This is a genomic window from Rhizobacter sp. Root404, assembly GCF_001425865.1.
Taxonomy (GTDB): Bacteria; Pseudomonadota; Gammaproteobacteria; order Burkholderiales; family Burkholderiaceae_C; genus LMDS01.
On record NZ_LMDS01000005.1, the window covers coordinates 191,682 to 214,595 of the forward strand.

Annotated in this window: 21 protein-coding genes; 6 read left to right on the forward strand and 15 right to left on the reverse strand. The window is 68.7% G+C overall.

Annotated features, from left to right (window positions below; all coding sequences use genetic code 11):
• The first annotated feature begins 241 nt into the window (after positions 1 to 241).
• A complete protein-coding gene (locus tag ASC76_RS15065; protein WP_056467940.1) occupies positions 242 to 1,777 on the forward strand; it encodes a DEAD/DEAH box helicase in 1,536 nt (511 codons plus the stop codon).
• A 66-nt stretch (positions 1,778 to 1,843) separates the two neighbouring features.
• Here the strand turns inward: ASC76_RS15065 and ASC76_RS15070 are convergent, their stop codons facing one another.
• The 4 genes from ASC76_RS15070 to ASC76_RS15085 form a co-directional block, all read right to left on the reverse strand.
• Entirely contained in the window at positions 1,844 to 2,725 is an 882-nt protein-coding gene (locus ASC76_RS15070; protein WP_056467941.1) for a transglutaminase family protein, read from the reverse strand.
• Between the two features lie 23 nt (positions 2,726 to 2,748).
• Positions 2,749 to 3,096: an FKBP-type peptidyl-prolyl cis-trans isomerase gene (locus ASC76_RS15075; protein WP_056467944.1), complete on the reverse strand. Its 348-nt coding sequence runs from the start codon at positions 3,094 to 3,096 to the stop codon at positions 2,749 to 2,751.
• Positions 3,097 to 3,181: 85 nt separating this feature from the next.
• Positions 3,182 to 4,084, reverse strand: a complete 903-nt coding sequence (gluQRS, locus tag ASC76_RS15080) for a tRNA glutamyl-Q(34) synthetase GluQRS (RefSeq protein WP_056470878.1) — start codon at positions 4,082 to 4,084, stop codon at positions 3,182 to 3,184.
• 2 nt (positions 4,085 to 4,086) lie between these two features.
• Complete coding sequence (locus ASC76_RS15085; RefSeq protein WP_056467947.1) at positions 4,087 to 5,142, reverse strand: LysR substrate-binding domain-containing protein; 1,056 nt, start codon at positions 5,140 to 5,142, stop codon at positions 4,087 to 4,089.
• 115 nt (positions 5,143 to 5,257) lie between these two features.
• Here ASC76_RS15085 and ASC76_RS15090 point away from each other — a divergent pair, with 115 nt between their 5' ends.
• From ASC76_RS15090 to ASC76_RS15100, 3 genes are read left to right on the forward strand one after another with little or no spacing between them, the layout of a single operon-like run.
• A complete protein-coding gene (locus ASC76_RS15090; protein ID WP_056467949.1) occupies positions 5,258 to 5,995 on the forward strand; it encodes a pirin family protein in 738 nt (245 codons plus the stop codon).
• Between the two features lie 49 nt (positions 5,996 to 6,044).
• Positions 6,045 to 6,455 carry a DoxX family protein gene (locus ASC76_RS15095; RefSeq protein WP_056467951.1) on the forward strand — a complete coding sequence of 137 codons (411 nt, stop codon included), beginning with the start codon at positions 6,045 to 6,047 and terminating at the stop codon, positions 6,453 to 6,455.
• Positions 6,456 to 6,510: 55 nt separating this feature from the next.
• Positions 6,511 to 7,215, forward strand: coding sequence for a DUF599 domain-containing protein (locus ASC76_RS15100; protein ID WP_056467952.1), 705 nt, complete (start codon positions 6,511 to 6,513; stop codon positions 7,213 to 7,215).
• Between the two features lie 10 nt (positions 7,216 to 7,225).
• Here the strand turns inward: ASC76_RS15100 and egtB are convergent, their stop codons facing one another.
• Both egtB and ASC76_RS15110 read right to left on the reverse strand, forming a co-directional pair.
• Complete coding sequence (gene egtB, locus ASC76_RS15105; RefSeq protein ID WP_056467955.1) at positions 7,226 to 8,521, reverse strand: ergothioneine biosynthesis protein EgtB; 1,296 nt, start codon at positions 8,519 to 8,521, stop codon at positions 7,226 to 7,228.
• 51 nt (positions 8,522 to 8,572) lie between these two features.
• Positions 8,573 to 9,313, reverse strand: a complete 741-nt coding sequence (locus tag ASC76_RS15110) for a sulfurtransferase (protein WP_056467958.1) — start codon at positions 9,311 to 9,313, stop codon at positions 8,573 to 8,575.
• A 41-nt stretch (positions 9,314 to 9,354) separates the two neighbouring features.
• Between ASC76_RS15110 and dnaE the strand changes: the two genes are divergently transcribed.
• Together dnaE and ASC76_RS15120 are read left to right on the forward strand one after the other, a co-directional pair.
• Positions 9,355 to 12,861, forward strand: a complete 3,507-nt coding sequence (gene dnaE / locus ASC76_RS15115) for a DNA polymerase III subunit alpha (protein WP_056467960.1) — start codon at positions 9,355 to 9,357, stop codon at positions 12,859 to 12,861.
• Positions 12,858 to 14,051 carry a patatin-like phospholipase family protein gene (locus ASC76_RS15120; protein ID WP_056467963.1) on the forward strand — a complete coding sequence of 398 codons (1,194 nt, stop codon included), beginning with the start codon at positions 12,858 to 12,860 and terminating at the stop codon, positions 14,049 to 14,051. The genes dnaE and ASC76_RS15120 overlap by 4 nt, the downstream gene beginning before the upstream one ends.
• Positions 14,052 to 14,054: 3 nt before the next feature.
• Here ASC76_RS15120 and ASC76_RS15125 read toward each other — a convergent pair whose 3' ends face one another.
• The 9 genes from ASC76_RS15125 to ASC76_RS15165 all read right to left on the reverse strand — a co-directional run bounded on the left by ASC76_RS15125 (position 14,055) and on the right by ASC76_RS15165 (position 22,907).
• On the reverse strand, positions 14,055 to 14,366 hold the full coding sequence (locus ASC76_RS15125) for a helix-hairpin-helix domain-containing protein (RefSeq protein WP_056467965.1): 312 nt from the start codon (positions 14,364 to 14,366) through the stop codon (positions 14,055 to 14,057).
• A gap of 192 nt (positions 14,367 to 14,558) precedes the next feature.
• The gene (locus tag ASC76_RS15130) at positions 14,559 to 15,155 is read right to left on the reverse strand and encodes a helix-hairpin-helix domain-containing protein (RefSeq protein ID WP_056467968.1); all 597 of its coding nucleotides are present in this window, start codon (positions 15,153 to 15,155) and stop codon (positions 14,559 to 14,561) included.
• A 103-nt stretch (positions 15,156 to 15,258) separates the two neighbouring features.
• Complete coding sequence (gene rfaD / locus ASC76_RS15135) at positions 15,259 to 16,254, reverse strand: ADP-glyceromanno-heptose 6-epimerase (RefSeq protein WP_056467971.1); 996 nt, start codon at positions 16,252 to 16,254, stop codon at positions 15,259 to 15,261.
• Positions 16,251 to 17,186, reverse strand: a complete 936-nt coding sequence (gene rfaE1, locus ASC76_RS15140; protein WP_082549207.1) for a D-glycero-beta-D-manno-heptose-7-phosphate kinase — start codon at positions 17,184 to 17,186, stop codon at positions 16,251 to 16,253. The genes rfaD and rfaE1 overlap by 4 nt, the downstream gene beginning before the upstream one ends.
• Positions 17,186 to 18,337, reverse strand: coding sequence for a lipopolysaccharide assembly protein LapB (gene lapB, locus ASC76_RS15145; protein WP_056467980.1), 1,152 nt, complete (start codon positions 18,335 to 18,337; stop codon positions 17,186 to 17,188). The genes rfaE1 and lapB overlap by 1 nt, the downstream gene beginning before the upstream one ends.
• Positions 18,327 to 18,638, reverse strand: a complete 312-nt coding sequence (locus ASC76_RS15150; RefSeq protein WP_056467981.1) for a lipopolysaccharide assembly LapA domain-containing protein — start codon at positions 18,636 to 18,638, stop codon at positions 18,327 to 18,329. The genes lapB and ASC76_RS15150 overlap by 11 nt, the downstream gene beginning before the upstream one ends.
• Before the next feature lie 75 nt (positions 18,639 to 18,713).
• The gene (locus ASC76_RS15155; RefSeq protein ID WP_056470881.1) at positions 18,714 to 19,046 is read right to left on the reverse strand and encodes an integration host factor subunit beta; all 333 of its coding nucleotides are present in this window, start codon (positions 19,044 to 19,046) and stop codon (positions 18,714 to 18,716) included.
• Between the two features lie 17 nt (positions 19,047 to 19,063).
• Complete coding sequence (rpsA, locus tag ASC76_RS15160; protein WP_082549208.1) at positions 19,064 to 20,782, reverse strand: 30S ribosomal protein S1; 1,719 nt, start codon at positions 20,780 to 20,782, stop codon at positions 19,064 to 19,066.
• Between the two features lie 115 nt (positions 20,783 to 20,897).
• Entirely contained in the window at positions 20,898 to 22,907 is a 2,010-nt protein-coding gene (locus ASC76_RS15165; protein ID WP_056467983.1) for a bifunctional 3-phosphoshikimate 1-carboxyvinyltransferase/cytidylate kinase, read from the reverse strand.
• Positions 22,908 to 22,914 lie beyond the last annotated feature (7 nt).

Genomic DNA, 22,914 nt, shown 5'->3' on the forward strand with positions numbered 1-22,914 from the left:
GCTGCACCTGTTGCGGGCTCTGTTCGAACCCAAGCGGCCTGCCAGCGCTTGCGGGAATGGTTGGCGGCGATGCCGTCGCTTTGACTGTTCCCGAGATCCGGCGCCGCCCTGGCGCTGATTCGGACCTTCTCCCCAGCGACTTGTTGGGTCACCACATGGCGTGGTGACCGGCGCGTTCTCGCACGTCTTGTGCCCACGAGGCGACGTGCGGGCGTGCGATGTTTGAAGACGAAAGAAGACCATGACATTCGAAACCCTGGGCCTGAACGAAGCCCTGACCAAGGCCGTGACCGCTTCCGGCTACGAGACCGCCACCGAAGTGCAGACGCAGGCGATCCCGCCCGCGCTCGCCGGCGCCGACCTGATGGTCTCCGCCAGCACCGGCAGCGGCAAGACCGCCGCCTTCATCCTGCCCGCGCTCGAGCGCGTGCTGGCCGCCCGCGCCGACACCACGCAAAAGCGTGAACGCGGCGTGATCTACGGCCCGCGCGTCCTCGTGCTGTGCCCGACGCGCGAACTCGCGATGCAGGTGGCCAAGGCCGCCGCGACCTACGGCCGCTTCGTGCCGGGCCTGCGCGTCGCCACCGTCGTCGGCGGCGTGCCGTACCCGGCGCAGATTGCCGCGCTGCGCGGCCAGCTCGACATCCTGATCTCGACCCCGGGCCGCCTGATCGACCACCTGAACACCGGCAAGGCCGTGCTCGAGAACGTCGAGATGCTGGTGCTCGACGAAGCCGACCGCATGCTCGACATGGGCTTCATCGACGACATCAACACGATCGCCGAAGCGATTCCCGCGACGCGCCAGACGGTGATGTTCAGCGCCACGTTCCTCGGGCACGTCGGCCGCCTCGCGCAAAACCTGCTGCGCGATCCGAAGCGCATCGACGTCGCGTCGCACACCGACACGCACGAGAACATCGAGCAGCGCCTGCACTGGGCCGACAACGTCAACCACAAGAACGCGCTGCTCGACCACATCCTGACTCGCAAGGAGATGGAACAGGCCGTCGTGTTCACCAGCACCCAGCGCGATGCCGACTGGCTCGCCGACCGTTTGGCCGACATGGGCCACCATGTGGCGTCGCTGCATGGCGGCCATCCGCAAGGACGCCGCAACCGCGTGCTGCAGGGCCTGCGCAACGGCCAGCTGAAGATCCTGATCGCGACCGACGTCGCCGCGCGCGGCATCGACGTGCCCACCATCAGCCACGTGATCAATTACGGCTTGCCGATGAAGGCCGAGGACTACGTGCACCGCATCGGCCGCACCGGCCGCGCCGGCCGCAATGGTCTGGCGATCACGCTGGGCGAGCGCATGGACGTCGGCATGATCCGCCGCATCCAGCAGTTCACGACCCAGAGCATCCCGGTGCAGACCGTCGAGGGCCTGGAGCCGAAGAGCCCCGAGCCGAAGATGTTCGCGGCGCGCCCGGAAGGCGCGGGCCGCTTCGGCAACAAGCCGTTCGGCAAGCCGAGCTACGGCAAGAAGCCGTTCGAGCACCGCGGCCAGGGCTTCGCACCGCGTGGCGGTGAGGGTTTCGCGCCGCGCGGCGGTGAGGGCTTCGCACCGCGCGATCGGGCCCCGTTCGATCGCAATGCCGCACCGCGCTTCGAGCCGCGTGCGCCGCACGGTGATGCCCCGCGCCACAGCCCGTTCGATCGCGGCGCCGCCACCGGCCGCGTCGACCACAAGCCGGCGTTCGCCCCGCGCAAGCCGGGCGCGCCGGCCGGCAAGGGCGGCTTCAAGGGTCGCCCGACCGGCTTCTCGCGCTGAGCGTTTCGGCGCCATGAAAAAAGGCCCGCTCGATGCGGGCCTTTTGCTTGGCGCCGTGACAGGAACTCAACGCCGCTTCACCGCCACGTTGACGGTCATGCCGAGGTAGTCGCCCGGTTCGCCGTACCAGCTGCCGGCGATCGGCGCGGCCTGCGAGGGGTCGCGCGCCACGCCGACGCGGATCAGCTGGTTCCCGCCGAGCAGGTTGTTGGTCGGGTCGAACGGCACCCACCCCGCGCCCGGCAGGTAGGCCTGCAGCCAGGCGTGCGTGGAGCCCGCACCGACAGTGCCGGCATCGTCGCCGCCGTCCAGCGCCGGGTCGTACAGGTAGCCCGAGACGAAGCGCGTGGCGATGCCCAGGCGGCGCGCGGCCTCCATCATCAGCAGTGCGAAATCGCGGCACGAGCCGCTGTTCAGCTTCAGGGTGGCCTGCGGCGTCTGCGTGCCTTCCTCGTCGCGCTCGGCATAGCGGAAGTTGACGCGGATGAACTCGTTCATCTTGACCAGCAGGTCACGCGTGCCGGTCAGCCCGTCGGTGCGAATGAACTGGCGCGCCCACGCGGTCAGGTGGCCGCCCGGATCGTCGTGGTTCGGGCGCAGGTAGTTCTCGAGGTCGAAGCGCTCGTCCAGGCTGTATGCGAACGGGAACACCTCGGCGCTGGGCGCCAGCGGCAGTTCGAGGTTGTTGGTGTGCGCGTGCTCGATCGCGAAGCTGCAGACGATCTTCAGCTCGTCGGCCGGCACCAGCGGTTGCACCAGCGCGACCGAGTTGGAGTGCGGATCCTGGATCATGCGCACCATGGCTTCGGGGCTGACCTGCAGGTCGGTCGCGAGCACCCGCAGGTCATGGCTGTCCCGCGGGCGGAACATGACCCGGTGCTCGCCGAAGGTCACCGGGTTCTGGTAGTGGTAGACCGTCGTGTGGACGATCTCGTATTGCACGGACATCGGAATCGATCGGGCGCCGACGATCAGGTGCCGAGCAGTTCGACCTCGAACATCAGCGTCGCGTTCGGCGGGATCACGCCGCCGGCGCCGCGGGCACCGTAGCCGAGCTGCGGGGGGATCACCAGCACGCGCGTACCGCCGACCTGCATGCCTTGCACGCCTTCGTCCCAGCCGCGGATCACCTGACCGCCGCCGAGGCCGAACGCGAACGGGTCGCCGCGGTCCTTGCTGGAATCGAATTTCGCGCCCTTGACGCCGTCCTTGTAGAGCCAACCGGTGTAGTGGACGGTGACGTGCTGGCCGGCCTGGGCAGTGGCGCCGGAGCCGACGGTGGTGTCTTCGTACTGGAGGCCGGAATCGGTGGTGACCATCGCGCGCTTTCGTGTGGGTTGAACAGGGTCCGACATCATGCCAGCGCACGGCGCGGCGAGCGTAGGCGGAAGTCTGCTAGGGCGGTCAGCGATCGGGCCAGCGGGCGCGCCACTGCGCGGTGGCGGACGCGAGCCATGCCGGCAGGTCGTCGCCCGCCGCATCGATCTCCAGCGCATGCCCGGCGGCGCGCAGCGCCGGCAGCGGCGGGTCGGTGACGACCGGGGTGGCACCGTTCTGCTTCGAGAGCTTCTCGCCGTCGTCGCCGAGCACGAGCGGGGTGTGCAGGTACGCCGGCGTCGGCACGCCGAGCACATGCTGAAGGTGGATCTGGCGCGGCGTGTTGTCGGCCAGGTCTTCGCCGCGCACGACGTGCGTGATGCCCTGCGCCGCGTCGTCGACGACGACCGCCAGCTGGTAGGCCCAGAGGGTGTCGGCGCGCCGCAGCACGACATCGCCGACCGCGGCGCTGACGTTCTGGCGCTGGGCACCGAGCCGACGGTCGTGCCACTCGATCTCGAGCGGCTCCGCCGGTGCGCCGAGCGATGGCGATGCACGCAGCCGGATCGCGCGCGCCGGCTTGCCGCGCAGGCCGTCGCGGCAGGTGCCGGGATACACCAGATCGGCGTGGCGCTCGCGTACCAGGCCGCGTGCGGCCAGGGCCTGCGCGACGTCCGCACGGGTGCAGCCGCACGGGTAGGCCCAGCCTTCGGCGACGAGCAGCGCGAGCGCCGCCTCGTAGTGGGCGTCGCGCGCCGATTGATGGACGGGCGGCGCGTCGGGGTGCAGACCGAGCGCGGCGAGCTGCGCGAGGATCGCCTCGGCCGCACCGGGCACGCAACGCGGCGTGTCGACGTCCTCGATGCGCACCAGCCAGCGTCCTCCGTGTGCCCGCGCATCGAGCCACGAGGCCAGCGCAGCCGCCAGCGAACCGGCGTGCAGCAGTCCGGTGGGCGACGGCGCGAAGCGACCGACGTAGCCCGCGCCCACGCTCACATCCCCGCCATCGGCGTCATGCTGTGGCGCTCGAGCAGCGCCTGGCGCGTGGTCGCGCTCTCGAGCTGTGCGAGCCACCATTTCAGTGCCAGGCCGAGCTGCGGCTTGCGGCCCGCGCCCGGCGCGCTGCCGTCCGGCACGCGCCACGCATAACCGAGCCGGCCGATGCTCGACGAGCGCTGCACCGGCTTGACGATAAGCCGCCCGGCGGCGATGTGCTCGCGCGCCATCGGCTCGGGCACGAAGCCGCAGCCCATGCAGCGCAGCAGCGCATCGATCTTGAGTTGCATGCTGCTGACGGTCAGCACGTCCTGCCCCGGCAGCAGGTTGACCGTCATCGGCGCCATGCGCTGCGCCGAATCGGCGACCGCGACCGCGCGGTGGCGCAGCAGCTCGGCATCGCTCAGCGGCTGGGTCGCACCGGCCAGCGGGTGGTGCGGTGCGATCGCGAACACGAAGGGCAGCTGACCGAGCTCCCTGATGTGCACGCCGGGGACCGTGGTGCGGTCCATGCCGACGCCGATCGTGAGGTCCACCTGTCCGGTCGTCAGCGCCTCCCAGGTGCCGGTCAGCACCTCGGTGCGCAGGCGCAGACGCGTGCCGGGACCGCTGTGGTTCGCGGGATCCGCCAGATCCACGGTCTTCGCCGCCGCCCGCGGCCGCGCGATTTGCGACGACGCGCACAGCGTGTAGAACGACTCGCACAGCTCGAACATCGTGAGCCGCGAGATCACGCCGTCGACAGCGATGCTCAGCTGCGTCTCCCAGCCGGTCGCGACGCGCTTGACGCGGTTCGCGACCGCATCCATCTGCTCCAGCAGGCGGCGGCCCTCCTCGAGGAGCTGCTGCCCGGCGGCGGTGAGCCGCGCCTGGCGCGAGCGGCGGTCGAACAGCAGCACGTCGAGTGCGTCCTCGAGCTGGCGCACGCTGTAGGTGAGCGAGGAGGGCACCTTGCCGAGCTCGCGCGCCGCGGCCGCGAAGCTGCCGGTGCGGGCGATGACGTCCATCATCGTCAGGGCATCTGGCGTCAAAACGTTCCGGCTGTCGGGCATGGGGCGATCGCGTGGGGAAAGTCGTTCATCTTATTTGAACGATCACTTCAACGTGCGGCGTTCGACGCCGCCGGGTGACCGCCCTAAAGTTCTTCCATCGAAAGGACGACGCACCATGATCACCATTCGCAAGGCTTCCGACCGCGGCCACGCCGACCACGGCTGGCTCAAGAGCCACCACAGTTTCTCGTTCGCCGACTACCACGACCCGCGCCACATGGGCTTCGGCAACCTGCGCGTCATCAACGAGGACCGCATCGCACCGGGCACCGGCTTCGGTACGCACGGCCACCGGGACATGGAAATCGTCAGCTACGTACTGTCGGGCGAGCTGGCGCACAAGGACTCGATAGGTAACGGACAACCAGGCCCGGGGGGCGCGGCCGGTGCCAAGGTCAGCGGCGTCATCAAGCCGGGCGACGTGCAGCGCATGAGCGCCGGCCGCGGCGTGATGCACAGCGAGTTCAACCATGCGCCGGACGCCACCACGCACTTCCTGCAGATCTGGATCGAGCCGGCCGAGCGCGGCATCGAGCCGGGCTACGAGCAGAAGCACTTCGACGCCGACTCCAAGCGCGGCACGCTGCGCCTGGTCGCGTCACCGGACGGCCGCGACGGTTCGGTGACGATCCACGCCGATGCCGCGCTTTACAGCGGCCTGTTCGACGGTGACCAAGCCCTCAAGCGGGCGCTCGACCTGGCCCGCAAGACGTACGTGCACCTGGTGCGCGGCAGCCTGACGGTCAACGGCCACGCGCTGCAGGCCGGCGATGCGCTGCGCCTCGAGCACGAGAGCGAGCTGTCGATCGAGCACGGCCGCGATGCCGAAGTGCTCGTGTTCGACCTGCATTGACCTACCCACTTTTCCCTTCCCAACCAGCAACCTCCACCAAGGAATTCACGTGTTCAACTCCCTGCAAAATCCCCTGGCCCTCGTCGGCCGCATCCTGCTCGCACTGATCTTCGTCACCTCGGGCTTCGGCAAGATCACCGGCTTCGAGGGCACGGTCGGCTACATCGCGTCGAAGGGGCTGCCGATGGCGTCGATTGCCGCGGTGATCGCGATCGTCATCGAACTCGGCGGCGGTCTGGCGGTGGTGTTCGGCTTCCTGACGCGCTGGACGGCCCTCGCGCTGGCGGTGTTCACCGTGATCGCCGCCTTCATCTTCCACGCCTACTGGGGCGTGCCGGCCGAGCAGGTCATGATGCAGCAGATCAACTTCTGGAAGAACATCTCGATCGCCGGCGGCTTCCTCGTGCTCGCGGCCTTCGGCCCCGGCGCGATCAGCATCGACGCCAAGCGCGGCAACTGATCGTCGGCGCGCCAGCCGCCTCGGCGACGGGGCGCGGCTTGCTACAGTTCCTGCCATGGAACTGATGTTCAAGGTGATGGCGCTGCTGCCCTGGCTCGACTGGGCGGCAGTCGCCGTCTTCTTCGTGGGCTGGGGCAGTTACGCCCACTTCTCGCGGCACGGCGCGGCGTCGAACCGCTCCGTGCTCGCGGCGACCAACGCGGTGCGCCGGCAGTGGATGCTGCAGACCACCTACCGTGAAGTGCGCGTGATCGATGGCGTCGTCATTCAGAACCTCTCGACCAGCCCGTCGTTCTTCGCGTCGACCACGATCCTGATCATCGGCGGCCTGCTCGCGGTGCTCGCCGGCGACAAGGCGAACGACCTGGTGCGCGAACTGCCGTTCGCACAACGCACCAGCACGCTGATCTTCGACCTGAAGCTGATGCTGCTGCTCGGCATCTTCGTCTACAGCTTCTTCCGCTTCACGTGGTCGATGCGGCAGTACACCTTCGGCGCGCTTCTCGTCGCCGCGGCGCCGGAGGCGGAGCGCTTCCTGACTGAGAAACTGTCGCGTGACGACTTCGCCGACAAGGCCGGCCGCATCGTCGGCCTCGCGGCAGAGACCTTCAACGACGGCCTGCGCGGCTACTACTTCGCGTTCGCCGCGATCGGCTGGTTCTTCTCGCCGCTGATCTTCATGGGCGCGACGCTGGGCGTGATCTACATCCTGTACCAGCGGGAATTCCACTCCGAGGTGCTGAGCGTGCTGACCTCGTGAGCAGGCGTGTTCAGAGGTCGCGCGCGAGCCGCACGCCGCTGAACTGCCACTGGGCATCGGTCGGGAAGAAGTTGCGGTAGCTGGCGCGCACATGGCCCGCGGGCGTGGCGCACGAGCCGCCGCGCAGGACGTACTGGTTGCTCATGAACTTGCCGTTGTATTCGCCGACTGCGCCGGGCAGCGCGCGGTAGCCGGGATACGCGGCGTAGCTCGACTGCGTCCACTCCCAGACGTCGCCGAACATCTGCATCGGCTCGTCGGCGGCGTCGTTCTCCGCGGGCAACGGATGGAAGGCGCCCCGATCGGCGAAGTTCGGCCGGCCGGGCGTGCGCAGGCGGCGCGCCGCCTGCTCCCACTCGACCTCGGTGGGCAGGCGCGCCCCGGCCCAGCGCGCGAACGCATCGGCTTCGAAGTAGCTGAGGTGGCACACGGGGGTGCGCGGATCGACCTCGACGGCACCCTGCAACGTGTGGTTGAGCCACGCGCCATCCCCCTGGCGCAGGTAGAGCGGCGCGCTGCGTTCGCCGCTGCGCACCCAATCCCAACCCATCGACAGCCACAACTCCGCGCGTCGGTAGCCGCCGTCCTCGATGAACGCGAGGTATTCGCCGTAGTTCACCGGCCGCGAGGCGATCTCGAACGGCGCGGTGTAGACGCCGTGGCGCGGCGTCTCGTTGTCGAAGCAGAACTCGCCGTCCAGTGCCGGGTCGTGGCCGTGCTCGATCAGTCCGCCCGGTTGGGCGAACCAGCGCAGCGGCTGCGCGCGCACGTTCGTCATCGGCCAGCGCCGCGCGTAGGCGGCATGCGTGGGGTTGAAGCTCAACGCGTGCTTGATGTCGGTCAGCAGCAGCTCCTGGTGCTGCTGCTCGTGATGCAGGCCGAGCGTGACCAGCGCGGCGAGCTCCGGTTCGCCGCCGCGCGCGGCCAGCAGGGCCTGCATGCGCTCGTCGACCGCCGCCCGGTAGGCCTTGACTTCGGCGAGCGTCGGGCGCGTGATCAACCCTCGCTGCGCGCGGGGATGCATCTCGCCGACGCCCTGGTAGTAGCTGTTGAACAGCACCCGGAAGCTGGCGTCGAACGGCTTGAAGCCCGGCTCGTGCGGCTCGAGCAGGAAAGTCTCGAAGAACCAGGTGATGTGCGCGAGGTGCCACTTGGTCGGGCTGGCATCCGGCATCGACTGGACCTGACAGTCTTCCGCCGTCAGCGGGGCCGCGAGTGCCAGCGTGCGCTCGCGCACCGCGGCATAGGCGCGGGCCAGCTCGACGGGCTGCGGGGCCGGGGCGGCGGGCCGTTGGGCGATCTTCATGGCGTCGGCTCCGTGGGTCACCACGAAGGATTCGTTGCAGACGAGCGGACCTTACGCGGTCGGCACCGGCACCAGTGTGTCACTCAACGTCCGCCGCGCGTCGAAGACGAAACAATCCCCTTCGAAATGCTTTCCGCCGGCTTCCTCGAAGTAGTGCAGGATGCCGCCCTCGAGCTGCAGCACGTTCTCGACGCCGGCCTGCGCCATCAGCAGCGCGGCCTTCTCGCAGCGGATCCCGCCGGTGCAATAGCTGACGACCGTCTTGCCCGCGAGCTCGGCGCGGTGCTGTTCCAGGGCCTGCGGGAAGTCGCTGAAGCGGTCGATGCGCCAGTCGTGCGCCCCTTTGAAGCGACCGTGGTCGACTTCGAACGCGTTGCGGGTGTCCAGCGTCACGACCTGGCGGCCCGCGTCGTCCACGCCCGCATCGAGCCAACGCGCGAGCGTCCTGGCGTCGACCGCCGGGGCACGCCCCGCCTGCGGCCGGATCGTCGGGTGGTTCATGCGGATGATCTCGGGCTTGACCTTGACCAGCAGTTTGCCGAACGGCACGTCGCTCGACCAGCTCTCCTTGAGCGGCAGCGCGGCGAACGACTCGTGCGCGGTCAGCCACTGCACGAAATCGCGCACGCCTGGTTCGGCGCCAGCGAGGACCAGGTTGATGCCCTCGTCGGCCAACAGCACCGTGCCCTTCAGGCCGGCGCGCCCGGCTTGTGAGCGGATGCTCTCGCGCCATTGCGCGGTGTCGTTGAGGGCGACGAAGCGGTATGCCGAGATGTTCAGAATTGATTCCACAACGCAAATTTTACGGGGCACGCGCTCCCTAAAATGCGGCGATGGCTTTCGTTCACCTGCGCACCCACACCGAATTTTCCGTCGCCGACGGCACCCTGCGAATCGACGACGCGATCAAGGCCGCCGCGGCCGACGGGCAGGCCGCGCTGGCGATCACCGACCTGTCGAACCTGTTCGGCGCGGTCAAGCTCTACAGCGGCGCGCGCAAGAAGGGCGTGAAGCCGATCATCGGCGCCGATGTCTGGCTCGAGCCCGCCGGAGGCGAGAAGTCGCCGAGCCGGCTGGTGCTGCTGGTCCAGAGCCGGCAGGGCTACCTGAACCTGTGCGAATTGCTGTCGCGCGCGTGGCTGCAGCACGAGCAGCGCTCGCAGGCGTGCGTGAAGTGGGGCTGGCTCGCCGAGTTGAACGCCGGCCTGATCGCGCTCTCGGGCGCCGAGATGGGCGCTGTCGGCCAGGCGCTGGTGGCAGGCGACACCGGGCGTGCCGAGGCGCTCGCGCGGCAGTTCGCGGAGCACTTCCCGGGGCGCTTTTACATCGAGTTGCAGCGTGCCGGCCTGCCCGGCAACGAGGCCCATGTGCGCGCCGCCGTGAAGCTGGCGGCTCGCCTGCAGCTGCCGGTCGTCGCGACGCACCCGGTGCAGTTCGAGACGCCCGACGACTTCGACGCGCACGAGGCCCGCGTCTGCGTCGCCGAAGGCGAGATGCTCACCAACCCGAAACGCATCAAGCGCTTCAGCCGCGAGCAGTACTTCAAGACCCAGGCGCAGATGGAGGTGCTGTTCGCCGACTTGCCGAGCGCCATCGCCAACACGGTCGAGATCGCCAAGCGCTGCAACCTGAGCCTGGTGCTGGGCAAGCCGCAGCTGCCGGACTTCCCGACGCCGATCGTCGACGGCCAGCCGCTCGCGATGGCGGACTATTTCAGCATCCTGTCGCACGAGGGCCTGGTCGAGCGGCTGAAGCAGCGCTACCCCGACGAAGCCGAGCGCGAGCGCCAGCGCCCGCGGTACGTGGAGCGGCTCGACTTCGAGATCCAGACGATCCTGAAGATGGGGTTCCCGGGCTACTTCCTGATCGTTGCCGACTTCATCAACTGGGCCCAGAACAACGGCTGCCCGGTCGGGCCGGGGCGGGGCTCGGGGGCGGGCTCGCTGGTCGCGTACTCGCTCAACATCACCGGCCTGGATCCGCTGCAATACAACCTGCTGTTCGAGCGCTTCCTGAATCCGGAGCGGGTGTCGATGCCCGACTTCGACATCGACTTCTGCCAGGGCAACCGCGACCGCGTAATCGACTACGTGAAGCAGAAGTACGGTCGCGATGCGGTGAGCCAGATCGCGACCTTCGGCACGATGGCCGCGAAGGCGGCGCTGCGCGACATCGGCCGCGTCCTCGGCATGGGCTACGGCCACGTCGATTCGATCGCCAAGCTGATCCCGGCGCCGCCGGGCAAGCAGGTCACGCTGGCCAAGGTGCCCGAGCAGCCGGACCCGGGGTTGATCTATGCCCGCAAGGAGGCGCCCGAACTCGAGCAGCGCGAGGCGGCGGAGGAGGAAGTCGCCGAACTGCTGGCGCTGGCGACCAGGGTCGAGGGCATCACCCGCAACGTCGGCATGCACGCCGGCGGCGTGCTGATCGCGCCGGGCAAGATCACCGACTTCTGTCCGCTCTACATGCAGCCGGGCAGCGACAGCGCGGTGAGCCAGTTCGACAAGGACGACGTCGAGGCGATCGGCCTGGTCAAGTTCGACTTCCTGGGCCTGGCGACGCTGACGATCCTCGAGCTCGCGAAGGACTTCATCAAGGCGCGCCGCCCGCAGTTCAAGGACTTCGACTACGACAAGCTGCCGCTCGACGACGCGCGGGTCTACAAGCTGTTCAGCGACGGGCGCACCGAGTCGGTGTTCCAGTTCGAAAGTGCCGGCATGCAGCGCATGCTGAAGGACGCGCGGCCGACCCGCATCGAAGACCTGTTCGCGCTGAACGCGATGTTCCGCCCCGGGCCGATGGAGAACATCCCGACCTTCTGCGCGCGCAAGCACGGCAAGGAGGAGGTGAGATATCCGCACCCGCTGCTCGAGACCGTGCTCGGCGAGACCTACGGCGTGATGGTCTACCAGGAGCAGGTGATGCAGGCCGCGCAGGTGCTGGGCGGCTACTCGCTCGGCGGCGCCGACCTGCTGCGCCGCGCGATGGGCAAGAAGAAGGCCGAGGAGATGGCGCAGCACCGCCAGATCTTCCGTGACGGTGCGGCGAAGAAGGACATCTCGAAGGACGCCGCCGACGAAGTCTTCGACCTGATGGAGAAGTTCGCCGGCTACGGCTTCAACAAGTCGCACGCCGCCGCGTACTCGCTGCTGGCCTATCACACGGCCTGGATCAAGGTGCACTGCACGGCCGAGTTCTTCGCCGCGAACATGACGGTCGAGATGGACGACAGCGACAAGCTGCGCGCACTGCTCGTCGACGCGAAGACCTTCGGCATCACGATCGAGCCGCCGGATGTCAACAAGGGCGTGCACCGCTTCGAACCGGTCTCGGACAAGGTCGTGCAGTACGGCCTGGGCGCCGTCAAGGGCACCGGCCAGGGCGCGATCGAGGCGATCGTGCGGGCGCGCAGGGAGGGTGGGCCGTTCACCAGCCTGTTCGACTTCTGCGCGCGTGTCGACCGCAAGCAGCTCAACAAGCGCGTCGTCGAGGCGCTGGTCAAGGCCGGTGCATTCGATGCATTGCACCCGGAGCGCTCGGCAATGCTCGCGAGTGTCGGCCTCGCGCTCGACTGGGCCGACACGCAGGCCGCGCATGCCGACCAGGGCGGGCTGTTCGACTTCGGCGGGGACGACGACCACGGCGCGAGCACGCAGGAGCCGCCGCTGATCGCCGCGGAGCCGTGGAGCATCAAGGAGCGCCTGACCCTCGAGAAGGGCGCGCTCGGCTTCTACCTTTCCGGCCATCTGTTCGACCAGAGCGCGACCGAGGTGCGCCGCTTCGCGAAGCGCCAGATCGCCGATCTGCTCGACAGCCGCGAGCCGCAGCTGCTGGCCGGCATCGTCACCGACTTGCGGGTGATCAACGGCCAGCGCGGGCGCGTGGCGATCTTCAAGCTCGACGACAAGAGCGAGGCGATCGAGGCGGTCGCGAACGAGGACCTGCTGAACGCGAACAAGGACCTGCTCAAGGACGACGAGCTGATCATCGTGCAGGGCAAGGTCCAGCCTGACCGGTTCTCCGGCGGCCTGCGGCTGACCGTGGCCAGCGTGTGGGACCTGGCCGGCGCGCGCTGCCGCTTCGGCAAGTACCTGCGCGTCGCGGTCAACGGCAGCGTGCCGCCGGTGGCGGAAGTGCTGCGCGACTTCCCGTCGCGGCGCGTCGCGACCGAACACGGCGACCTGCCGCAGGGGCTGACGGTGCGGCTCGAGCTGCACCGTGAGGCCGCGAGCGGCGAGCTCGATCTGGGCGAGGCCGCGCGCTTCTATCCGACCGACGCCGCGCTCGATCGCTGGCGCGCCGGCGCGCACCACGGGCAGGCCGTCGTCGTCTACGAATGACCATCCCGCCGACCACCGGGCTGGTGCTGACCGGCGGCGGTGCGCGCGCGGCGTATCAGGTCGGCGTGTTGAAGGCGATCGCCCAGATCCGGCGCGACTGCGGGCAGTTCGGCGCGGCCAACCCGTTTCCGGTCATCACCGGCACGTCGGCCGGCGCGATCAACGCGGCCGCGCTGGCCAGCCGGGCCGACGATTTCGACGCTGCGGTCGCCAGCCTCGGCGCGGTGTGGGAGGACTTCAGGGCCGAGCAGGTCTATCGGGCCGATTCGTTCGGCGTGATCCGCACCGGCGCGCGCTGGCTGACAATGATGTCGGTCGGCTGGGCGATCGCGCGCTGGCGCCGCGCGCGCCCGCGCTCGCTGCTGGACAACACGCCGCTGGAGTCGCTGCTGAAGCGCCTGGTCGACACCGAGCGCACGCGCCGGATGATGCGCGACGGTCACCTGAAAGCGCTCGCCGTCTCGGCGTCGAGCTATGGTTCGGGCCTGCACGTGACCTTCTACGACGCGCTCGGTGACATCGCACCATGGACGCGCTCGCAGCGCATCGCGGTGCGGGACGCGATCACCGTGCCGCACCTGCTCGCGTCGTCGGCGATCCCGTTCGTGTTCCCTGCGGTCGGCCTGCGGATCGGCGATCACGTCGAGTACTGCGGCGACGGCTCGATGCGCCAGGCGGCGCCGATCTCGCCGGCGGTTCACCTCGGCGGCGAGCGCATCCTGGTCGTCGGCGCCGGCCGCATGCACGAGCCGCCCGGCGAACGTGCCGGACAGAGCGAGTACCCGAATCTGGCGCAGATCGCCGGCCATGCGCTGTCGAACATCTTCCTCGATGCGCTCGCGGTCGACATCGAGCGCCTGCGTCGGATCAACAGCACGCTCGCGCTGTTGACGCCCGAGGCGCGCGCCGCCACCAGCCTGAAGCCGCTCGAGGTGCTGGTGATCGCGCCGAGCCAGCGCCTGGACGACATCGCCGCCAAGCACCTCGGCGAACTGCCGGCACCGGTGCGCGCGATGTTGCGCGGCATCGGCGTGCAGGGCCGCGGCGACGACGCCCGGGGCGCGGCGCTGGCCAGCTACCTGCTGTTCGAAGCGGGCTACACGCGCGAACTGATGGCGCTCGGCGTGGCGGACACGCGGCGCCGCCGCGATGACGTGGCCGCGTTCTTCGGCTGGACGCTGCCGGTCTGACGGCTACTTCTTCTTCGTCGCGGCGGTCGCAGCCACGGTCGTGGCCGTCAGCGCCGCGCCATTGACGGTCAGGCCTTCGGCCGAGAACTTGGCGGCGTTGCCCGCACCGACGCCTTTCACGCGCGTCTGCAGGTCGGTCCAGTCCTTGAACGCGCCGCTCTTGCGCGCCTCGACGATGCGGGCGGACATCGACGGACCGATGCCCTTGATGCTTTCGAGTTCGGCCTGGGTGGCCTTGTTGACGTCGGTCGCCGCGAAGGCGAGGGCGCTGAACAGGGCGATGGCGATGGCGAGGATGGTTTTGACGACGGTCATGACGGTCTCCGAGAGTTCGGGCGGTGCGGGATTGCAGCCCGGATCGAAGTGTCTCGACGCGATGTCGAACTGACCATCGCCATCACGGGGCGACCCGAAAGGCGGACCCTCGAAAGCGGGTCGGCCCGACCGCAAAAAGCCCCGCACGCGGCGGGGCTCGGAGCGGGCGGACGGGTCCGCCGTCGGGGACCCTTACTTCTTCGCGGCGCTCGCCGGTGCAGCAGCGGAAGCCGCAGCGGCCGGCTTCTTGGCGTCCTTGGCAGCCGCCTTGTCGGCCTTGGCCTTCTTGGCTTCTTCGGCCGCCGCCGCCTTGGCGGCCTTCTTCTCTTCCCGTTCCTTCTTGGCGGCCGCCTTCCTGTCGGCGGCGCTCATCTCGGCGGGCTTGGCAGCAGCGGCCGGGGCGGCGGCGCTGGCTGCCGCCGGAGCGGCCGGTTTCGCGGCCGGCGTGGCGGCCGGTGCCGCCGCCTTCTTCTCTTCCTTCTTCGCCGCAGCCGGTGCCGGCGTGGCGGGCTTGGCCGGGGCACCGGCGAACGCGGTGCCGTTGACGGTCAGGCCTTCGGTCGAGAACTTGGCGGCGTTGCCTTCGCCGACGCCCTTGACGCGCGTGACCATGTCCTGCCAGTCCTTGAACGCGCCCTTGTTGCGCTCCTCGATGATCTTGGCCGAGATCGCCGGGCCGATGCCCTTGACGCCTTCGAGTTCGGCCTGCGTGGCCTTGTTGGCGTCGACCGCGGCGAACGCGGCGGCGGCGAAAAGCGCCAGCACGGCGGCGAGAATCTTCTTGATCATGGAGCTACCTCGGGTTGTTGCGGAGTCGCCGGCCGGATCGACCGGCGGCAAAGCCCTCAACGGCAGCAGGTGATTGTGCGTTGACCGCCCATCGCAATATCGCTCAAACGGTGGCGCGTGCCAGCCAGTCGACGTACGACCTGACGCCGGTGGCGACGTCGGCGAAGGCGTGGGCGCAACCCGTCGCCCGCAACCGCGCCGGATCCGCCTGCGTGAAGGCCTGGTACTTGCCGACCAGCGCATCGGGGAACGGGATGTACTCGACCAGACCCTGTTGCACCATCGCGGCCAACGCGAGCGGCGTCTGGCCCCGCAGTGCGCGCGCGGCGTTGACGGCGGCGAGCGCCACATCGTTGAACGGCTGCGCGCGTCCGGTGCCGAGGTTGAAGATGCCGCTGCGGTCGGGATGCTGCAGGAACCACAGGTTCACCGCGACCACGTCATCCACGTAGATGAAGTCGCGGCTCTGCTCGCCCGGGCCGTAGCCGCCGTAATCGGCGAACAGCCGCACCTTGCCGGTCTCGCGGAACTGGTTGAAATGGTGGAACGCGACCGACGCCATCCGCCCCTTGTGCTGTTCGCGCGGGCCGTAGACGTTGAAATAGCGGAAGCCGACGACCTGCGCGATGGCGGTCGGCAGCATGCGGCGCACGACGTTGTCGAACAGCAGCTTCGAGTAGCCGTAGACGTTGAGCGGGCGCTCGAACTCCGGCTCCTCGCGGAACGACGCGCTGCCGCCGTAGGTGGCGGCCGAGCTGGCGTACAGCAAGCGCGTGCCCTGCGCCTGGCAGGCGTCGAGCAGGCCCTTCGAGCAGCGGTAGTTCGTGTCCATCATGAAGCGGCCATCGTGCTCCATGGTGTCGGAGCAGGCGCCTTCGTGGAACACCGCGTCGACGTGGCCGAACTCGCCCTTCGCAAATCGCGCGTAGAACTCGCTCTTGTCGAAGTAGTCGCTCAGGCGTGCGCCGAGCAGGTTGCGGTACTTCGGCCCGTCGGTCAGGTCGTCTACGGCGATCACGTCGTCGATGCCGATCGCGTTGAGTCCGTGGACCAGGTTCGAACCGATCATGCCGGCCGCGCCGGTGACGACGATCTTCATGCGAACAACTCCTCGTAGCTGACGGTCGCCGTGCCGAACTTGCCGACGACGATGCCGCCCGCGCGGTTGGCGATCGGCATCGCCTCACGCAGGCTGAGGCCGGCGCCGAGCATCGCGGCCAGCGTCGCGATCACGGTGTCGCCGGCACCGGTCACGTCGAACACCTCGCGCGCCTGCGCCGGCACCTGCAGATGTCCGGTGGCGTCGAAGAGCGACATGCCGTCTTCCGACCGCGTCAGCAGCAGCGCCTCCAGACGGTGGGCCTCGCGCAGCGCCTGGGCGCGCTCATGCAGCTGGGCCTCGCTGCTCCACGAGCCGATCACCTGCGCCAGCTCGGCCCGGTTCGGCGTGATCACGGTGGCACCGGCATAGCGGCTGTAGTCGCTGCCCTTGGGGTCGATCAGCACCGGCTTGTTCGCGCGGCGAGCGAGCTCGATCATCCGCGGGATGTGGGTCAGGCCGCCCTTGCCGTAGTCGGAGAACAGCACCGCGCCGTGCGCGGGCAGGACGCGCTCGTAGTCGGCCAGCATGCCCGACAGCACCTCGTGGTCGGGCTGGTTCTCGAAGTCGATTCGGATCAGCTGCTGCGAGCGGCCGATCACGCGCAGCTTGACGATCGTGTAGAGCTGCGGGTCGCTGCCGAGCAGCGCCGTGACGCCGTGCTGCTCGAGCAGCTGCCGCAGCTTGCGCGCCGGCTCGTCGTCGCCGACGACGGTCAGCAGCGTGGCCTGCGCACCCAGCGTCTTGACGTTGAGCGCGACGTTGGCGGCGCCGCCGAGCCGCTCCTCCTCGCGGTTGACCCGCACCACCGGCACGGGGGCCTCGGGCGAGATGCGATCGACCGCGCCGAACCAGTAGCGATCGAGCATCGCGTCGCCGACGACCAGCACGCGGGAGCGCTGGACTTCGGCGAGGGTGGGATGAGCAGCCATCAGAGGTCTTCCAGACGTTGCGGTGGGTAGCTGTCCCAGTTCAGGCAGCCCGGGCATTGCCAGAAATAATGCTGCGCCTCGAAGCCGCAGGCGGCACAGCGGTAGCGGTGCAGCGGCTTCGCGGCGCGACCGATCGCATCGCCGAGCGCCTTGGTTTCGGCAGTGTCGAACGCCGCGGCGTCGGTCTGCGTGATCAGCGCTTTCGCGACCGACAGCGTCGGGTGGCTGCGCAACTGTTCCAGCAAACGGGTGCGCTGGTGGGCGGGCGCCGGGTCGAGCAGCGCGAGGGCCTCCAGCAGGTCCATCGTCGGCGCGCGGTCGTACAACTCGCGCAGTCGATCGATCGCGGCGGCAATGCCGCCCGACGCGATCGCGCTTTGCGCGTAGTCCCGGGCCACGAGGTTGAACGCAGCCGGGTGCGCGACCATCAGCACGCCCCACAGCGCCAGCACCTGCGCATGGTCGCCGCGCCGCGCGGCGCGCTGGCCGGCGAGAACGAGCGTGCGCGCGGCCTGCGGGGCGGCCTCGCGTGCGTGCTCGAGGGCCGCGTCGGCTTCGTCCGGCTGATGCTTCGCATCGGCCTCCAGCGCGATTTCGCACCAGTAGTGCGAGATGCGCGGCGCGAACGAGCCGGTGCCGCGGTTCTCGAGCTTTTGCGCGACCTCGACCGCCGCACGCCAGTCTCGGGAGCGTTCGTGCAGCGTCAGCAAGGCCAGGCGCGCCTCGGTGTCGAAGGCCGTGCCTTCGAGCGCCTGGTAGGCGGCCTCGGCGCGGTCGAACAGGCCGGCCTTCATGAAGTCCTGCGCGAGCGCGTGCTGGGCGCGATCGCGTTCGGTGCGCGGCAGGTCGGCGCGGTTGAGCAGGTGCTCGTGCACGCGCACCGCGCGCTCGAATTCGCCGCGGCGGCGGAACAGGTTGCCGAGCGCGAAGTGCAGGTCGGAGGTGTCGGGGTCCTGCTGGACGGCCTCGATGAACGCGTCGATCGCCTTGTCGTGCTGGTCGTTCAGCAGCAGGTTCAGGCCCTTGTAGTAGGCCTTCGGCGAATCCTTCTGTTCGCGCTTCCATTGACGCAGGTCGAGCCGCGAGGCGAGCCAGCCGAACGCGAACGCCAGCGGCAGGCCGAGCAGCAACCACTGCAGGTCAAAGTCCATCGCGTGGCGGGTGCGGCAGCGTGACCTCGGCGGCCGGTGCGACGACCGGCACCTCGGCACGCGCCTCGATCACCGGTGCGTGCTTGCGCGCGACGCGGCGGTGCTTCCACCAGCTCGGCACCATCGCGAAAACGCCGAAGGCACAACCGAGCGCGAACGCGGCCAGCACGATGAACACCATCGGCGCACGCCATTCCTGGCCGAAGAACCAGCGGATGCCGGCCTCCTGCTGGTTGTTCAGCGCGAAGGCAAACAGGGTGAAGAAAACGGCGGCCCGGAAGAGCCAGACAAGAAGTCGCATCGGCAGTGCGGCGGGTGCCGCGTCGCATCGGAATCAGGCGGCCGATTCTACCGGCCGACCGATGCGCAACGAGCGTCAGGCGTCGTTGGCCGAAGCCCCGCGTGGCGCGGGCTCGGGGCCGACCGGCACATGCGTGTCGACCGCCTCGCGCAAGGCTTTGCCGGGCTTGAAATGGGGGACGAGCTTCTCGGGGATCACCACCTGCTCGCCGCTGCGCGGGTTGCGGCCCACGCGCGGCGGGCGGCGGTTGATCGAGAAGCTGCCGAAACCGCGGATCTCGATGCGGTGCCCTTTAGCAAGCGCCGCGGACATCGCATCGAGGATCGTCTTGACCGCGAACTCCGTGTCGCGGTGCGTCAACTGGCTGAATCGCTCAGCCAGCTGCGCCACGAGATCGGAGCGGGTCATCGACATCAGTCCAACAATCAGGAATTGTTGTTCTGGTTGTCCAGCTTGGCGCGCAGCAGGGCGCCCAGGCTGGTCGTGCCGGCGTTCTCACGCTCGCTCGTCTGGGCCAGGCGGGTCATCGCTTCCTGGTTGTCGGCGTTGTCCTTGGCCTTGATCGACAACTGGATCGAACGCGTCTTGCGGTCGACGTTGATGATCACGGCGGAGACTTCGTCGCCTTCCTTCAGCACGTTGCGCGCGTCTTCGACACGGTCACGGCTGATTTCCGAAGCGCGCAGGTAGCCCGTCACGTCGTCGTTCAGCTGGATCTCGGCGCCACGCGCGTCGACCGTCTTGACCTTGCCGGTCACCGACATGCCGCGGTCGTTGACCGAGGTGTAGCTGGTGAACGGGTCGGAGTCGAGCTGCTTGATGCCCAGCGAGATGCGCTCGCGGTCCACGTCGACGGCCAGCACGATCGCTTCGACTTCCTGGCCCTTCTTGTAGTTGCGCACCGCGGCTTCGCCCGGCTCGTGCCACGAGAGGTCCGAGAGGTGCACCAGGCCGTCGATGCCGGCGGCCAGACCCACGAACACGCCGAAGTCGGTGATCGACTTGACCGGGCCCTTGACGCGGTCGCCGCGCTGCACGGTGGTCGAGAACTCTTCCCACGGGTTGGCCTTGCACTGCTTCATGCCCAGGCTGATGCGGCGCTTGTCTTCGTCGATCTCGAGGACCATGACTTCGACTTCGTCGCCGAGCGAAACGATCTTGCTCGGGGCGACGTTCTTGTTGGTCCAGTCCATCTCGGAGACGTGCACCAGGCCTTCGATGCCCGGCTCGATCTCGACGAACGCGCCGTAATCGGCGATGTTCGTGATCTTGCCGAACAGGCGCGTGCCGTTCGGGTAGCGGCGCGACACGCCATGCCACGGGTCGTCGCCCAACTGCTTGATGCCCAGCGAGACGCGGTTCTTCTCGGCGTCGAACTTCAGGACCTTGGCCTGCAGCTCTTGACCGACTTGCACCACTTCGCTCGGGTGACGGACACGGCGCCAGGCCATGTCGGTGATGTGCAGCAGGCCGTCGATGCCGCCGAGGTCGACGAACGCGCCGTACTCGGTGATGTTCTTGACGACGCCGTTGACGATCGCGCCTTCATGCAGCGTGGACAGCAGCTTGCCGCGTTCTTCGCCCATCGAGGCTTCGACCACAGCACGGCGCGACAACACGACGTTGTTACGCTTGCGGTCGAGCTTGATGACCTTGAACTCCATGGTCTTGCCTTCGAACGGCGACATGTCCTTGACAGGGCGCGTGTCGAGCAGCGAGCCCGGCAGGAAGGCGCGGATGCCGTTGACGAGCACCGTGAGGCCACCCTTGACCTTGCCGTTGACCGTGCCGGTCACGAACTCGCCGGATTCGAGCGAGTTCTCGAGCGACAGCCACGAGGCCAGGCGCTTGGCCTTGTCGCGCGACAGGATGGTGTCGCCATAGCCGTTCTCGACCGCGTCGATCGCGACCGAGACGAAATCGCCAGGCTGAACTTCGAGTTCGCCCTGGTCGTTCTTGAATTCTTCGATGGGCACATACGCTTCGGACTTGAGGCCGGCATTGACGACCACGAAGCTGTGTTCCACGCGCACCACTTCAGCAGTGATGACTTCGCCGCTGCGCATTTCCGAGCGAGTCAGCGACTCCTCGAACATGGCGGCAAAGGATTCCATGCCGGTGTCGGCAGTCTGGGTTTGGGACATTGAGGTTTCCGGTGCGGCTCTTGCGAACCGCGGGGTTAGGTTGAACAACCGCCGCCCTGACGCACCGCCGGATGAGTGGTGCAGGAGGGAGAGCGACGGACTCTCTTTCGGCCCATCAACTTGCGTCAAAGGGCCTGCGCTGCTGCCAGGCATTCAGCACTGCATCCACCGAGGCTTCGACGGTCAATGCCGAGTTGTCCAGCAACATCGCATCTGCGGCCGGTCTGAGGGGCGAGACTGCGCGGGTTTGATCCCTGGCATCCCGGGCCTCCAGCTCGGCGCGAAGACTGTCGATATTAGCCGAAATTCCCTTTGAAATCAACTGCTTGTAGCGCCGCTCGGCGCGCGTGGCGGCGCTCGCGGTGAGGAAGATCTTCAGGTCTGCGCCGGGGAAGATCACGGTACCCATGTCGCGGCCGTCGGCCACCAGGCCCGGCAGACGATGAAACGACAGCTGCAACGTGCGCAGCGCGGCGCGCACGAGCGGGAAGGCCGAGATCTTGGAGGCGAGGGCACCGACCTCCTCGAGACGCAAGGTCTCGGTCACGTCCTGGTCGCCCATCAGGATCTGGCCGGGCGGAAAGTGCAGGTCGAGGTTGGTCGCGAGTTGGGCGAGGCGCTGCTCGTCGTCGGCGCGAGTGCCGGAGCGCATCGCCGCCAGTGCCGTCGCGCGGTAGACCGCCCCCGAATCGAGGAAGTGATAGCCGAGCCGCTGCGCCAGCGCGCTGGCCAGCGTGCCCTTCCCGGAGGCGGTCGGGCCGTCGACGGTGATGATGGGCACGCCCCGCTCGCGTGCCGTGACGACGCCGAACAGGGTCTCGAAGTAGTCGGGGAAGGTCTTGCCGACGCACTGCGGATCGAGGATGCGCACCGGCAGCCCGGCCGGATTGAAGGCGGCGAGCGAGAAGCACATGGCGATGCGGTGATCGTCGTAGGTGTGGATGGCCGCCGGCTGCCAGGTCGCGGGGGGTGTCACTTCGATGAAATCGGCGCCTTCGGCGACCGTGGCGCCGAGCTTTCGAAGCTCGGTGGCCATCGCCGCGATCCGGTCGGTCTCCTTGACGCGCCAGCTGGCGATGTTGGTCAGGCGTGTCGTGCCGTGGGCATACAGCGCCATCACGGCCAGCGTCATCGCGGCGTCGGGGATGTGGTTGCAGTCGAGCGTGATCGCCTTGAGCGGCCACGAGCCGCGCGAGACCTCGACCCAGTTGTCGCCGAGCAGCACGTTCGCGCCCATCGCCTGCGCGGCGCCGACGAAGGCCAGATCGCCCTGGATCGACGCGCTGCCCATGCCTTCGACCCGCACCGGGGCGGCCGGATCGGCGGCGATCGCCCCGAGCGCCACGAAATACGACGCCGACGAGGCGTCGCCCTCGACCGGGATCGCGCCCGGCGACGACAGCCGGCTGCTTTGCGGGATCGTGAAGCGCGCCCACTGCTCGTTGCGCACCTTGACGCCGAAGCGTGCGAGCAGGTTCAGCGTGATCGCGATGTAGGGCTTCGATATCAGTTCGCCGACGACCTCGATCACGATGTCGCGGTCGCCTGCCACGAGGCACATCGCCTGCAGCAGCCCGGTCAGGAACTGGCTGGACACGTCGCCGCGGACGCGGATCGGCGCGTCGAGGTTCAGCGCGTGCGTGGCGCCATCGCCCAGTTGCAGCGGCGGAAAGCCGTCGACGCCGGTGTAATCGATCACGCACCCGAGCGGGCGCAGCGCGTCGACCAGGTCGCCGATCGGGCGTTCGTGCATGCGCGGCACGCCATGCAGCGCGAACCGGCCACCCTGGGTCGTGGCGAGCACCGCCAGCGCCGCCGTGACCGAGCGCACCGACGTGCCGGAGTTGCCGAGGAAGATGTCGGCCTCGCGCGCCGCAAGAGCGCCGCCGATGCCGTTGATCCGGACGACCGCTTCATCCATCGCCACGCCGCAGCCCAGCGCGCGCAGCGCATCGAGCATCACGCGGGTGTCGTCGGAGTCGAGCAGGTCGTGGATCACCGTCGTGCCGGCGCACAGCCCGGCCAGCAGCAAAACACGGTTCGAGATGCTCTTCGACCCCGGCAGCCGCACCGTACCCGCGGCAGTCGCCAGCGGCGGAAGATCGAGAAAGCGGGTCTTGAACATGCGGCGG

Bases quoted from the DNA above. Each gene is read 5' to 3' on its own strand.
- ASC76_RS15165 (WP_056467983.1), bottom strand. From the start codon at position 22,907: ATGTTCAAGACCCGCTTTCTCGATCTTCCGCCGCTGGCGACTGCCGCG.
- rfaE1 (WP_082549207.1), bottom strand. From the start codon at position 17,186: ATGGCTGCTCATCCCACCCTCGCCGAAGTCCAGCGCTCCCGCGTGCTG.
- ASC76_RS15085 (WP_056467947.1), bottom strand. From the start codon at position 5,142: ATGCCCGACAGCCGGAACGTTTTGACGCCAGATGCCCTGACGATGATG.
- rfaD (WP_056467971.1), bottom strand. From the start codon at position 16,254: ATGAAGATCGTCGTCACCGGCGCGGCCGGCATGATCGGTTCGAACCTG.
- dnaE (WP_056467960.1), top strand. From the start codon at position 9,355: ATGGCTTTCGTTCACCTGCGCACCCACACCGAATTTTCCGTCGCCGAC.
- ASC76_RS15065 (WP_056467940.1), top strand. From the start codon at position 242: ATGACATTCGAAACCCTGGGCCTGAACGAAGCCCTGACCAAGGCCGTG.
- ASC76_RS15125 (WP_056467965.1), bottom strand. From the start codon at position 14,366: ATGACCGTCGTCAAAACCATCCTCGCCATCGCCATCGCCCTGTTCAGC.
- lapB (WP_056467980.1), bottom strand. From the start codon at position 18,337: ATGGACTTTGACCTGCAGTGGTTGCTGCTCGGCCTGCCGCTGGCGTTC.
- ASC76_RS15090 (WP_056467949.1), top strand. From the start codon at position 5,258: ATGATCACCATTCGCAAGGCTTCCGACCGCGGCCACGCCGACCACGGC.
- ASC76_RS15155 (WP_056470881.1), bottom strand. From the start codon at position 19,046: ATGACCCGCTCCGATCTCGTGGCGCAGCTGGCTGAGCGATTCAGCCAG.
- egtB (WP_056467955.1), bottom strand. From the start codon at position 8,521: ATGAAGATCGCCCAACGGCCCGCCGCCCCGGCCCCGCAGCCCGTCGAG.
- rpsA (WP_082549208.1), bottom strand. From the start codon at position 20,782: ATGTCCCAAACCCAGACTGCCGACACCGGCATGGAATCCTTTGCCGCC.
- ASC76_RS15120 (WP_056467963.1), top strand. From the start codon at position 12,858: ATGACCATCCCGCCGACCACCGGGCTGGTGCTGACCGGCGGCGGTGCG.
- ASC76_RS15100 (WP_056467952.1), top strand. From the start codon at position 6,511: ATGGAACTGATGTTCAAGGTGATGGCGCTGCTGCCCTGGCTCGACTGG.
- ASC76_RS15150 (WP_056467981.1), bottom strand. From the start codon at position 18,638: ATGCGACTTCTTGTCTGGCTCTTCCGGGCCGCCGTTTTCTTCACCCTG.
- ASC76_RS15075 (WP_056467944.1), bottom strand. From the start codon at position 3,096: ATGGTCACCACCGATTCCGGCCTCCAGTACGAAGACACCACCGTCGGC.
- ASC76_RS15130 (WP_056467968.1), bottom strand. From the start codon at position 15,155: ATGATCAAGAAGATTCTCGCCGCCGTGCTGGCGCTTTTCGCCGCCGCC.
- ASC76_RS15070 (WP_056467941.1), bottom strand. From the start codon at position 2,725: ATGTCCGTGCAATACGAGATCGTCCACACGACGGTCTACCACTACCAG.